Raw genomic sequence first — 12915 nt, forward strand, 5'->3', positions numbered from 1 at the left:
GTTCCTAATACGCCACAAATAACCTGGCTTGTGCCTAAGGAAGCACAACTAGGATCTGAGGTGGCTATACCTCCCAGACTCTGAGGCCCACTCCAAACGGCAAGAACTGGTTGGCTTACCAGAGATAAAATTACCGATGTTGTGCCTGCGAAAATTGTAAATTTCCTGTTCATAGAATCTAATGTCTTCCTCCTTAATACTGCTGTGTGTTTTGTTGGAAAGATTTAGACAGATGTCAAGTTTTAATTTCTGAATTTTTTTTCAGTTTGACTGGTATTGTACGATAAAAACACGTACCTATTTTCGATTGAATTTCAGTTATAAAAACTATAGAAATCAGTTACAAACCTTTACATTATCTAGTTCTAACTCAGAACCTTCGTGCGATAAAACTGCTATTATTCAGCCGTTGCATCAACACTGGTCGAATGAAACTCTACCAAAGTAAACTTTAGGTAAAAGTTTGTTTATACCAGAGTTTAAGTCTGAACAAATCATCTATCAACTTAGTTTGATATTCTGCCCCTGATCGGCTGCATGATTTCAGACACCTAAGTTTGACTCGAACATCTGACACTTGAGGGCGCTCACGCTTAACGATTCCCAAGTTGTACCTGGGAATGGTAAAATTATGGCTAATTATAATTTGTATTTACAAACACTTTGCATATTTGTGTTTGCATGTTCAAATAAGAATGATTTAATAGAATTCGTGCAAAAGTGGAAATCTGCGTCATTTTATTTGCAGATTATGAAATTTACTATTAACTTTTGCCGAATATCTCATAACTAGATGATTATCCAACGATGAACAACGCGATCGCTCAGACAACAGCATTATTATCAACTTGCGCTTTGCTACTAACAGGCTGTGGTGGTGGCGGTGGCCCTGTGACTGTCACAAATTCTCCAAATACTACTACAACTAACACCACCCAGACAACGGCTACATCAGGTGCTATTCCCATCGGTATTGCCTTAGCACAAACCAGCAACGTAGCATTACTTGGTCAAGAGGGATTTGTTGGAGCCAGAATTGCCGAGAAGTATTTTAATAGTAAAGGTGGTATTAATGGTACTCCGATTAAATTGGTAAACCAAGATACTAGCGGTGATGAAGCTGGAGCAATTAATGCTTTTCAAACTTTAATTAACAAAGATAAAGTTGTCGGTATTGTTGGTCCTACTTTGTCACAACAAGCTTTTAGTGCTGACCCCATCGCCGAACGTGCTAAAGTGCCAGTTATTGGAGCATCAAATACCGCAAAAGGAATTCCAGAAATTGGTGATTATGTAGCTCGTGTATCTGCCCCCGTCTCTATTGTTGCCCCTAATTCGGTGAAAGCTGCACTGAAGCAAAATCCTAAAATTAAAAGAGTGGCAGTTTTTTACGCTCAGAATGATGCATTTAACAAATCAGAAACAGAGATTTTTCAACAAACAGTTAAAGACCAAGGGCTAGAATTAGTAACAGTTCAAAAGTTCCAAACTACTGATACAGACTTTCAAGCTCAAGCTACCAGTGCAATTAACTTAAAACCAGATTTAGTAATTATTTCGGGACTAGCTGCTGATGGTGGTAACTTAGTGCGACAACTGCGAGAACTGGGTTATAAAGGCATAATTATTGGTGGTAATGGTCTGAATACACCAAATGTTTTATCAGTGTGTAAAGCACTTTGCGATGGTGTGCTGATTGCTCAAGCTTACAGTCCTGAATATCCTGGTGAGATTAATAAAATATTTCGCCAAGCTTATATTGAGCAATACAAGAAAGAACCAGCCCAATTTACTGGTCAATCTTTTGCTGCGGTGCAGGTGTATGTTGAAGCTCTTAAAGAGTTGGATAAAAAAACCAAAATCAGCACATTACCTCTTGATAAACTGCGTACAGAATTGAACAAGCAACTACTCGCTGGAAAGTATAATACTCCTTTAGGCGAGATTGCTTTTACACCAGCAGGTGATGTAGTTCAAAAAGAATTTTACGTCGCCCAAATTAAGATGGATAAAGATGGGAACACTGGAAAGTTCGTATTTATAAAATAGTTGCAATATGAATATAACTATATTTCTGCAACAATTTTTGAACGGATTATCTATAGGTAGTATCTATGCAATTTTTGCTTTGGGATACACCTTAGTTTATTCTATTTTGGGCATCATTAATTTAGCTCATGGTGCGATTTTTACCTTGGGTGCATATTTCACTTATGCACTGATGGGTGGGAATTTTGGATTTAATGGCTTGCTGGCTAATGCAGTCTTACCGATAAAATTACCATTTGCTATATCCTTGATTTTAGCAAGCACCTTGGCGGGATTAGTAGGGGTAGTGATGGAACGTGTTGCTTTTCAACCTTTGCGCCGTCAAGGATCTGATCCTTTGCTAACTGTTGTTTCCAGCTTGGGGGTAGCAGTGGTAATTGTGAATTTAATCCAGTATTTAATAGGCGCGGAAAGTTACACGTACCCTGCAAATACTTACGGGAATTTACCACCTGCAATTAACTTTGGTAGTTCAGAAAACCCAATTCCGATTCGCAGTGTTCAGGTGGTAATTTTTACTGTATCAGTGGTGATTGTGGCAATTCTTACCTATTTTATCAATCGAACTAAATATGGTAAGGCAATGCAAGCGATCGCAGAAGATCCAACTACAGCTAGTTTGTTAGGAATTAATAGCGATCGCTTTATCATCCTAACATTCTTCATCAGCAGTTTTTTAGCAGGATTAGCAGGGACTTTAGTCGCCTCTAGTGTTAGTATTGCAGGGCCATATTTCGGCATTGCTTTTGGTTTGCGGGGTTTAGCAGTAATTGTTTTAGGTGGTTTAGGTAGTATTCCCGGCGCAGTGGTGGGAGGTTTAGTAATTGGATTAGTGGAGGCGTTTGTACCCGCCGAATACTCTGGATATAAAGACGCAGTAGCCTTTGCAATTTTGTTTATCATGCTATTAGTTAGACCACAAGGTTTGCTAGGACGGCGGTTTATTCAAAAAGTTTAAATAGACGTAGCATTATGAAAACATACACCAAACAAAAATTAACTTTTGACCAATTTTTAGAACAGTGTCCAGAAGAAGGTTTATATGAACTTGTAGATGGAGAAATTGTAGAAGTGCGTGCAACCAGAAATCATGATGATGTCGCTAATTTTCTATTGTTTGGTTTCAATGATGAAATTAGACGAGTAAATCTAAATTATGTAGTTAATAACACAGCAGTGTTTAAAACTATAACTGCTAATGGCATAGAGCAAGGGCGCAAGCCTGATGTAAGTGTCATAGATAAAGATAAATGGCGATCAAATCGTTCTGCTTATGCTGCACTTGAAGAACCCATCCAATTAGCTGTAGAAGTGACATCAACTAATTGGGAAGATGACTACATTGATAAATTGGATGAATATCAACGCTTAGGTATTACAGAATATTGGATTGTAGATTATTTAGCAATTGGACTAAGAGAGTATTTGGGAAATCCAAAAGTTCCGGCTGTGTTTGTTTTTCTATTAAATGATGAGGGTAAATACCAATGCACACATTTTAGAGGTTCAGAAAGTATTGTGTCACGAACTTTTCCTGAACTGACGCTGACAGCAGAGCAAATATTAACAGCTTAAAAGTTGATAAAAGCAATAGTTTGATTAAGCTTAATCAAAATGTATTAAAATGGCTGATTTTTTCGCTACTTACGCTTCTTTAATTGTCTCTATGGTATTGGGGGCATTATTAGGGTTATCACTCTATTTACCCCTAATGACAGGACAATTGTCTTTAGCTAGTCCAGGATTTTATGCTTTAGGTGGATATATTGCAGCAATTTTATCCACAAAAGTTTTTATATCTAGCAGTAGTTTATTCCCCATTCCATTGTTGTTATTGGAGATGTTAATTGCAGGTGTAATTTCTGGTTTATTGGGTATAATAGTTGGAATTCCAGCGTTGAGATTACGAGGAATTTATTTAGCGATCGCAACTATCGCTTTTGTGGAAGTTCTACGTGTCATCTCCCTGAATTTAGATATTACAGGTGGTGCTGTCGGAATTTTTGGTATTCCTCAACCTTTCCAAACACAACTTGAATATTTATGGATTGCTTTGCCATTACTATTAATTAGTATGGTACTACTTTATCGTTTAGAACGTATCCGCGTCGGAAGGGCTTTTATCGCGCTCCGCGAAGATGAATTAGCTGCGAGTGCAATGGGAATTGCTCCCACTTATTACAAAGTTTTGGCGTTTACGTTAGGGGCTATGCTTGCAGGGGTTGTAGGTGCAATTAGCGCTCACTTCCTCAATACCTGGAATGCTCGTCAAGGTACTTTTGATGCGAGTATTATATATTTAACTTTTGTTTTAATTGGTGGTTCGAGAACTTTTTTAGGCCCGGTAATTGGAGGGATGGTATTTACAGCCTTACCAGAGATTCTGCGAAGCCTAGCTGATACTGGTGGTTTACCTAACTGGTTAGCACAGTTTTTGCGAGATGGTAGATTAATTATTTTTGGCTTTTTAATAGTAATAGGTACAATCTTTTTCCCCCAAGGGCTAATTACTCCAGATATTTTTCAAAGGAAAAAACGAACCGTCAAGTACGCCAAGGACGCAAAGGAGTAAGAGTTTCAGAGAGTTATTGCGTAAGTCTTATTATTCATAATAATATGCAAAAATGGCACATAGTATTCCAGAAAATAATAGTAGTATTGTTTTAGAAGCAAGAGCATTAACTCGTCGCTTTGGTGGTTTATTAGCGGTAAATAATGTATCTTTTAGTGTAAATAAACATGAGATTTTTGGACTGATTGGCCCTAATGGTGCTGGCAAAACAACACTGTTTAATTTGATTACTGCCTTCATTCCACCTTCTAGCGGTCAATTAATTTATCAAGGTGCTGGAATTTCCCAACTGCGCCCCCATCAAATTGCTGCTTTAGGTATAGCTCGTACCTTCCAAAATATTCGTTTATTTGGGGAATTATCAGCGTTAGAAAATGTGATCGTCGCCCGACATTTACACACTAAAAGTAATATGATTGCAGGAGTTTTGGGATTACCACCAGCGCCTAGTGAAGAATTGAAGACTAAACAAAAAGCTTTAGATTTATTGGATTTGGTGGGATTAAGCGATCGCGCTGACGAAAAAGCCAAAAATTTTGCCTATGGCGATCAACGTCGCTTAGAAATTGCCCGTGCTTTAGCATTAGAACCGCAAATTTTACTTCTCGATGAACCTGCGGCGGGGATGAACCCCAACGAAAAGCAGCAATTGAGTGCATTTATTCGCAGCCTTCGCAATGACTTCAATTTGACGATCATCCTTATAGAACACCATGTACCATTGGTTATGGGTTTGTGCGATCGCATTGCCGTGTTAGATTTTGGGCAATTGATCGCATTGGGTGAACCATCTATAGTTAGAAATAATCCGGCTGTAATTGAAGCTTATTTGGGAAATGAATGATATCTAACTATCTGCTTAAATTACAAAATCTGTTGTATAGCAATCCTAAATCATTCATGAAAAGTTAGAGCCCCGACAACTTTTACGAAGTCGGGGATCTGGACACCGAGAATTTTCACAAATCAGATAGGATTGCTATAGTTCGTCAATATTATTTGCAGTTACAACATTCCCTAAAATTGCCTTCAAAAACTCTATATATCTAATTTCCGTAATTTGTAGCATCAATTTATTCGTCCGCAATGTTGGTAACGGCTAGTAATGGGGTTGTGCGATCGCAAGTTATTAAGAATGAGTTATGAAAAAATTTGGGTGATGCTACGGCTGGCTACGCCTACGCGTGGCTTGTGTGGTCACTGAGAACTGCTATAAGCCATACCTCCGGCAAGCGTTTGCTAACGTCATATTAACCTATAATTGTTGATAATTTTTATCATTATCATTAACCATGACAATTACCCTGACACACAAAGAGGATCTGGAACTGTGGGCAGAAGCTAAACTGAACAGCCAGCAAAATCCAGAATCAAATGAATTTCTTTTTCAAATACCTAAGCAACTAGGTACAGGTTATGTGCGAAGTATTGAAGTGTATCCACATCTTTGGCTTTCGATTTTAGACTATAAATACCACGATAATGTCCAGATTAAAACTCTCGATTGCGATCATCCCTTAGAATTTTGCGTTTTTCTTTCAGGCATCGAAACAGAGAATTATGGAGGACAGCTTGATAAAAAACATACGCTGATTTCTGGTAGTGGTGTTCAACGGGGAATGATATTTGAGGCGCAAAAGTCCCAGAGGTTTGTGGGTGTTGGTATCGGTATGCAGCCAGAGTTGTTGGGAAAATTTTTTCCTACAAAGGATGGCGAAATGATGCCAGAGTTGTACTTGCTGGCAAAAGGTAATGACTGGCAGACATTACTTTATCCTCAAATTACACCTACAGTAAAAGGGGTAGTAGAGCAAATTATCAACTGTTCTTACACAGGGGTTATGAAGCGGATGTATTTGCAGGTGAAAGCACTGGAGATGATCGCGTCGCAGTTAGCTCCGATAATTACCGATCAAGGTGGACTGCGATCGCAACCGCGATTTAGAGCCGGAACAGTCGAGCGGATATATCAAGCAAGAGAAATTTTACTCTCGCGTCTAGGAAATCCACCATCATTATTAGAATTAGCACAACAGGTGGGAGTAAGCGATCGCACCCTTCAACGTGGTTTTCAGCGACTCTTTGGTGCTACCGTATTTGGTTACTTGACAGATAGACGTATGGAACGAGCAAAACGCTGGCTCCAAGAAGGCGATCGCACAGTCCTAGAAGTGGCAATTATGACTGGTTACTCCAATCCCACACACTTTAGTGCTGCTTTTAAACGTCAGTTTGGTATCTCTCCAAGTCAGTGTTTATTAGGGAAAAAGTCTGTTTGGCGATGATTAGTTCTGTATTGGGGTAGACGCGACTGCTGCAATTCCTCTAATCTACATTTCGAGTTTATTTATAAATCTTCTCAACAAGAGGGTTTTGGTTACTGGAGTGTGGGGAATTATTGTGAGGATTCAAGGGTTGTCATTTAATATTTGGCTGTGGTTGGGGATGAGTTTTCTGCCGTTGTTCATGGCACAATCTGTACAGGCACAAGTGAAACAAAATTCGCTAACAGTAATTACAACAATTAAGCGACTGAGCGAGATTGAACGCCCAGCCACCAATGTTAACGGGTTGTTTTCTCAATCGTCAACCCCACAAGCAACACCGATTCGTGAAGTTGTGCAAGTGACGCAAGTGAAGGCAAATCCCACCGCTAAAGGTGTGGAGGTGATTCTACAAACCACCAAAGGGGAACAGTTGCAAGTTACTAATCGCAGTGCTGGTAATAGTTTTATTGCTGATATTCCTAATGCTCAACTGCGTTTACCCAATGGTGATGGATTTACATTCCGTTCTGAAAAACCACTTGCGGGAATTACTGAAATTTCTGTAACAAATTTTGATGATAACACGATCCGGGTAACGGTGATCGGTGAGGCAAGCTCACCAACAGTCGAGTTATTTGACAGTGATGAAGGTTTGATTTTTGGGTTGACAACTGCTGCATCTACTGCACAGCAGCCACCAACTCAACAAACACCTCAAGTAGAGCAGCCAGCGAACCAAACCCCACCAGAGCAACCATCAGCGCAGGGTGAGGAGCCAATTGAGCTGGTAGTGACGGGTGAGCAAGATGGCTATCGCGTACCGAATGCCAGTGTGGGAACGCGAACCGATACCCCCTTGCGTGACATTCCCCAATCGATTCAAGTCATTCCCCAAGAAGTGCTGCGCGATCAAAACGTCAATTCCCTCAACGAAGCTCTGAGAAACGTTCCTGGGGTAATTTCAAATACTTCTTCAGATGCCACCCAAAACGTTGGGTTTACTATTCGAGGCTTTGATACCACAGCCCGCAGCGGTAGTAGTTTTCTCAGAGATGGACTAAGAGACGGTGGAGATATACTCTCGGAAATCCCCAATATTGAAAGAATCGAAGTCCTCAAGGGTCCGGCTTCCGTGCTTTACGGAGCAGCTAATCCGGGTGGAACCATCAACCAGGTAACGAAACAACCACTACGCGATCCCTTTTATGCCATTGATGCTACGATTGGCAATTATGACTTCTATAAGGGTGGTATTGATTTATCAGGGCCATTGAACGACTCCAAGACGGTGCTGTATCGCCTTAACACATCCTACCTAGATAGAAAGAGTTTTGTTGATTTTTTTGAGCGGAAGGAATTCGCGATTGCACCAGTCGTAAGTTGGGCGATTGGGAAGCGAACTCGCTTAATCTTGGAAGGCGAGTATACAGAGGCAAGCAGTCCTTTATACCAAGGCTTGCCAGCAGCTGGTACAATACTTCCCAACCCCAATGGTCGCATTCCGCGCAATCGTTTCGCTGGAGAGCCTGATGGTGTTATTGATAGCACTTTGACTAGAGTGGGCTATCGGTTGGAGCATCAGTTCAGCGACAACTGGTCATTACAAAATGCATTTCGGGTGAGAGTTCAAAGAGGTGAAAATGGAAATGAGTCATACCCTCTTGTTAGTGGTCTTGACCCCAATAATCGAACCTTAAATCGTAATGCTCTTATCAATTCTGCCGATTACGACGACTACGATCTAAACGTCAATCTGACTGGCAGATTCTCAACGGGTTCAATTAGTCATCAGCTAGCCCTTGGTGTCGATTTGAGCAGATCGTTCTTAGGATACTCCAGGTTTGCTGCACCTTCACCAATAGACCTGTTCAACCCTGTGTATCGCCGACCTGTTGCTGGACCTTTCACCTTCCTTTTTGATGGTGCAGGCAGAACAGATACTCTAGGGATTTATATTCAAGATCAGGTGACGCTGGCAGAGAATCTCAAGTTGTTGCTGGGCGGGCGGTTTGATCTGTCTGAGCAAACCAGTCGTTTTCTGACAGATACCACCAATCAATCCAACGATGCCTTCAGTCCGCGTGTCGGTATTGTTTATCAGCCCATTAAACCCATTTCCCTCTATGCCAGCTACAGTCGCTCATTTACTCCAAATAGCGGCACCGCCTTTGATGGTAGCGTTTTTCAACCAGAGCGGGGTACCCAGTATGAGGTTGGGGTCAAGGCAGATTTGAATGAGCGAATTTCGGCAACCCTTGCCTTCTACGACCTGACCCGCTCTAATATTGCGACCGATGATCCAGATCCAGATCCAGCCCATTTAGGCTTCTCTATCCTAACGGGTGAGCAGCGCAGCCGAGGTGTTGAATTCAGCATTGGCGGCGAAATTCTGCCAGGGTGGAACATCATTGCAGGCTATGCTTACACGGATGCCCAAATCACCGAAGACAACACCCCGAATGTGGGCAATCTTTTGGCTAATGTCCCTAAAAATGCCTTCAACCTGTGGACAAGCTATGAAATTCAGCGCGGTTCCTTGCAAGGCTTTGGTGTGGGCGTGGGCTTGTTCTTTGTCGGAGAGCGGCAAGCCGATTTAGAGAATAGCTTTCAAATTCCCAGCTATCTACGGACGGACGCCGCGATTTTTTACAAGCGCGATCGGCTGCGCGCCGCCCTTAATTTTAGAAATCTGTTCAATGTCGATTATTTTGAAAGTGCCTTTAGTGATTTGACGGTTCTTCCTGGTGAGCCGTTCACGGTGCAGGGCACGATTTCGTGGCAGCTTTAATGAGAATATTGTGGATATTGATCGTGAAGCTATTCAAAATACGCCAATAGTTTTTGGCATGTGGCGCGATCGCACAGAATTTTCGTTGATTGATCCGGAAATCACTGAAGATACCAGACCAGAGTACAAGGATAATGAACCGAGTAATGTTGCCTGAAACAGTACCAGTTTATGGACAACCTATGAAATTCAAACAGGAAATTACAAAGGGTTGGGATTTGGCGGTGGATTATTTTTTGTGGGCGATCGCCAGGGAAACTTGGAGAATACATTCACGTTGCCTAGCTATGTGCGAACCGATGCAGCCATTTATTACCGCCGCGACAACTGGCGAGTTGGGCTGAATATCAAGAACTTATTTGATGTTTATTACTTTGAAAGTGCCGATAGTATAGTTTCAGTGCAATTTTAAATCCCGCTAGAGGGCAATCAGTCTTTAAATTGAGCGTTAGCGCAGCTTACCGGAGCGATCGCCCAATTCCCTTGAAGATTTGAATAATTTAGGCAGATATAATTGTGAGAAATCTAAAGGCGATCGCACCTGCTCAAATAGACAAAATACTCACAAATTCGTCTAAAGAATTCACTGCGATCGCACTATCCATTAAATTTTCTAATTTTTCCACACTCTCGCCCTCAAACCTGACTTCCACTTCATGGGGAATTTCGCCAAAGCGTTGTTCTAATACCCGGATTAACTGCCGTCGCGCACCCTGTTGAATACCTCTTTGCTCAATTTCGTTATACCAAGGCGATTCTCGCAATACTGCCATATCCTACCTGATGATTTGTTGCACTAAAGGCGATCGCACCTGTGAAATTTATATAAACAAAATACTCACAAATTCGTCTAAAGAATTCACTGCGATCGCACTATCCATTAAATTTTCTAATTTTTCCACACTCTCGCCCTCAAACCTGACTTCCACTTCATGGGGAATTTCGCCAAAGCGTTGTTCTAATACCCGGATTAACTGCCGTCGCGCACCCTGTTGAATACCTCTTTGCTCAATTTCGTTATACCAAGGCGATTCTCGCAATACTGCCATATCCCACCTCATGATTTGTTGTACTAAAGGAGTGTCTAACACAAAGCTAGCAAAAAATGCCAGCAATGATTCTAACTCGTTCAACTGTGCATCTGCTCGTAGCGCCTGTAATGCGCGTTGCACAACCGATACCTCTCCCCCTCCTTGCAGGATTGGCACAAAGGGTAACAACGATGGTAATGGTTGCTGAAATACTATCTCAGCATCGATTTCCCACAAATTAATCACGCGATAATCTTGAATGGCACGTAATCCCAAAAATTCCTGCTCGTAACTATTGACAATAGTTAAGGTGGATGGGGGCGGTAAAATGTTGATTAGTACTGGGTAAGTTGGCAATCGGTAGCGTTCTTGTGCCAAGGCAGCATAGGCTCTCATCCGTAGAGGCATCTGTGTTGTGTAACGCAACTGTAGTTCATTGAGTACGAGAAAATCTCCGTGAGTGGCGCTGTATGCTTTCACCAACACATCTGTTTCCCGGCTAATCCAGTGAAACTCAGAGCCGAGAATTTCTTTCGCCACAACTTCAGGACGCTGTGTCACCCACTTTACCCACGCATCGGGAGCTAAATTAATTAGTCGCTTGCTACCAATATCTGCTACTTTTGCCACAGGACGCTTGATATCTTTATCAGTAATTAATAGTACATCATAAAGATTGCAGTATTCTGGCGTTAATTTTTAAGTTGAAGCAATGTCTACACACTGTTTTAAGAAATGTATGATTGATGTATCTTAGGTTTTGAATCAACATTTCTGGATGTAAACCGCCGATGAAATCCGATAGTAAGCCAAACTATACAATTTTAGAAGTTCAAGAACTTGATGTTAATTATGGCGGCATCCAAGCTCTAAAAAAGATTAATTTAATTATTCAAAAAGGCGAGGTAGTTACTTTAATTGGTGCTAATGGTGCTGGAAAAACGACCACACTCCGCGCCATATCTAAAGTAGTTAATCCTAAAAGTGGCGTAATTATCTATAATGGACATAATATTAACCGCCGCCAAACTCACGAAGTTGTACAACTTGGCATCGCCCATTGTCCTGAAGGACGCAAAGTATTAGCGCGGCAAACAGTATTTGATAATTTACTTTTGGGTGCTTATATTCGCTCTAATCAAGCAGAGATAAAGGCAGATATTCAGCGCCAATTCGAGCTATTTCCGCGTTTGTCACAAAGACGCAATCAACTAGCAGGAACCCTCAGTGGTGGCGAACAACAAATGTTAGCGATCGCTCGTGCTGTAATGAGTAAACCACAACTCTTACTTTTAGATGAGCCTAGCTTAGGTTTAGCACCTGCGATCGTCCGGGAAATCTTCTCCATTATTGAAAATCTCCGTGCTACAGGCGTGACTATTCTGTTAGTTGAACAAAACGCTAATCTGGCACTACAAATTGCCGATCGCGGTTATGTTTTGGAAGCTGGTTCTATTACCTTAACAGGTGCAGCATCAGAATTAATTAGTGATGAGCGAGTCAAAAAAGCTTATTTAGGGTAATAATTATAGTGGAGTAATAATCTAATAAGTTTCTTATGAACTGGATTAGCGTAGATGAAATAAAAGGTGGCTTTTTAGGCTATATTCAGCGTGTTGAAGCTGGAGAAACTATTGTAATTCTACGTGGTGGAAAGCCAGTTGCTGAAATTAAGCCGACGGTAAAAGCACCTGATGCCTCTAGACCATTCGGACTATGTGCAGGAGAGTTTATTGTACCAGATGATTTTGATGAACCACTACCAGAGAATATCCTAAGTGAGTTTGAGGGTAAATGAAACTTCTGCTAGATACCCATATTTCCCTGTGGTTTATTAGTAGCGATTGCCGTTTGTCAAATACATTTATAGAGATTATTCGCAATACTGATGTTTAAAGCATGGTAGTCGTTTAGGTTGGTTAACGGGACTTAGACAAAAATTAGGCCCAAATGTAGCCCAAACTAGCTTTATAAGCAGCAAATACGTCACGATTAAGAGTTAGCCAATCAAAAAAGCAAAAAGACATAGCTGTTCGGAAGGCTTCTAAAGCTTCAGCAAAAGTGTTCAAAGGTTTCGAGGCCCACCTTCGTCTTAAACCTCCAGTCATCTGATGCCAAAGAATAAAAGTGTAGGCACAAAAAACTAAGATAAAATGCCTAATTAGACTTCTTTTATCTCAAATTCGTCAAAAGGTTCTTAGCTTTGAT

At 41.1% G+C, this 12915-nt stretch carries 12 protein-coding genes and 2 pseudogenes; 11 read left to right on the top strand and 3 right to left on the bottom strand.

The genetic code is table 11. From position 1 onward, the window contains the following. The first annotated feature begins 807 nt into the window (after positions 1-807). The 9 genes and pseudogenes from RMY63_RS05880 to RMY63_RS05920 form a co-directional block, all read left to right on the top strand. Positions 808-2049 (top strand): ABC transporter substrate-binding protein, encoded by a 1242-nt coding sequence (locus RMY63_RS05880; RefSeq protein ID WP_322727806.1) that lies wholly within the window; start codon positions 808-810, stop codon positions 2047-2049. Positions 2050-2056: 7 nt separating this feature from the next. Then, entirely contained in the window at positions 2057-3007 is a 951-nt protein-coding gene (locus tag RMY63_RS05885; protein ID WP_322727807.1) for a branched-chain amino acid ABC transporter permease, read from the top strand. Between the two features lie 14 nt (positions 3008-3021). Further along, positions 3022-3624, top strand: coding sequence for a Uma2 family endonuclease (locus RMY63_RS05890; RefSeq protein WP_322727808.1), 603 nt, complete (start codon positions 3022-3024; stop codon positions 3622-3624). Positions 3625-3673: 49 nt separating this feature from the next. Then, positions 3674-4621: a branched-chain amino acid ABC transporter permease gene (locus RMY63_RS05895; protein ID WP_322727809.1), complete on the top strand. Its 948-nt coding sequence runs from the start codon at positions 3674-3676 to the stop codon at positions 4619-4621. Between the two features lie 52 nt (positions 4622-4673). Next, the gene (locus RMY63_RS05900) at positions 4674-5465 is read left to right on the top strand and encodes an ABC transporter ATP-binding protein (protein WP_322727810.1); all 792 of its coding nucleotides are present in this window, start codon (positions 4674-4676) and stop codon (positions 5463-5465) included. A gap of 448 nt (positions 5466-5913) precedes the next feature. Further along, the gene (locus RMY63_RS05905; protein WP_322727811.1) at positions 5914-6906 is read left to right on the top strand and encodes an AraC family transcriptional regulator; all 993 of its coding nucleotides are present in this window, start codon (positions 5914-5916) and stop codon (positions 6904-6906) included. Positions 6907-7066: 160 nt separating this feature from the next. After that, positions 7067-9676, top strand: a complete 2610-nt coding sequence (locus RMY63_RS05910) for a TonB-dependent siderophore receptor (RefSeq protein WP_322727959.1) — start codon at positions 7067-7069, stop codon at positions 9674-9676. Between the two features lie 10 nt (positions 9677-9686). Continuing rightward, a complete protein-coding gene (locus tag RMY63_RS05915; protein WP_322727812.1) occupies positions 9687-9833 on the top strand; it encodes a hypothetical protein in 147 nt (48 codons plus the stop codon). Beyond that, positions 9834-10088 (top strand): annotated as a pseudogene (locus tag RMY63_RS05920) (TonB-dependent receptor domain-containing protein); the annotation flags it as partial. A 133-nt stretch (positions 10089-10221) separates the two neighbouring features. Here RMY63_RS05920 and RMY63_RS05925 read toward each other — a convergent pair. Beyond that, a complete protein-coding gene (locus RMY63_RS05925; RefSeq protein WP_322727814.1) occupies positions 10222-10449 on the bottom strand; it encodes a DUF4351 domain-containing protein in 228 nt (75 codons plus the stop codon). Positions 10450-10497: 48 nt separating this feature from the next. Further along, positions 10498-11337, bottom strand: coding sequence for an Rpn family recombination-promoting nuclease/putative transposase (locus RMY63_RS05930; protein WP_322727815.1), 840 nt, complete (start codon positions 11335-11337; stop codon positions 10498-10500). A 161-nt stretch (positions 11338-11498) separates the two neighbouring features. Between RMY63_RS05930 and RMY63_RS05935 the strand changes: the two genes are divergently transcribed. Further along, complete coding sequence (locus RMY63_RS05935; RefSeq protein WP_322727816.1) at positions 11499-12230, top strand: ABC transporter ATP-binding protein; 732 nt, start codon at positions 11499-11501, stop codon at positions 12228-12230. 35 nt (positions 12231-12265) lie between these two features. Then, positions 12266-12505 (top strand): type II toxin-antitoxin system Phd/YefM family antitoxin, encoded by a 240-nt coding sequence (locus tag RMY63_RS05940; protein ID WP_322727817.1) that lies wholly within the window; start codon positions 12266-12268, stop codon positions 12503-12505. A gap of 142 nt (positions 12506-12647) precedes the next feature. Here RMY63_RS05940 and RMY63_RS05945 read toward each other — a convergent pair. Beyond that, positions 12648-12884: pseudogene (locus tag RMY63_RS05945) on the bottom strand (IS701 family transposase); the annotation flags it as partial. Between the last annotated feature and the right edge of the window lie 31 nt (positions 12885-12915).

The organism is Nostoc sp. ChiQUE01b (genome assembly GCF_034531255.1).
Lineage (GTDB): Bacteria > Cyanobacteriota > Cyanobacteriia > Cyanobacteriales > Nostocaceae > Nostoc.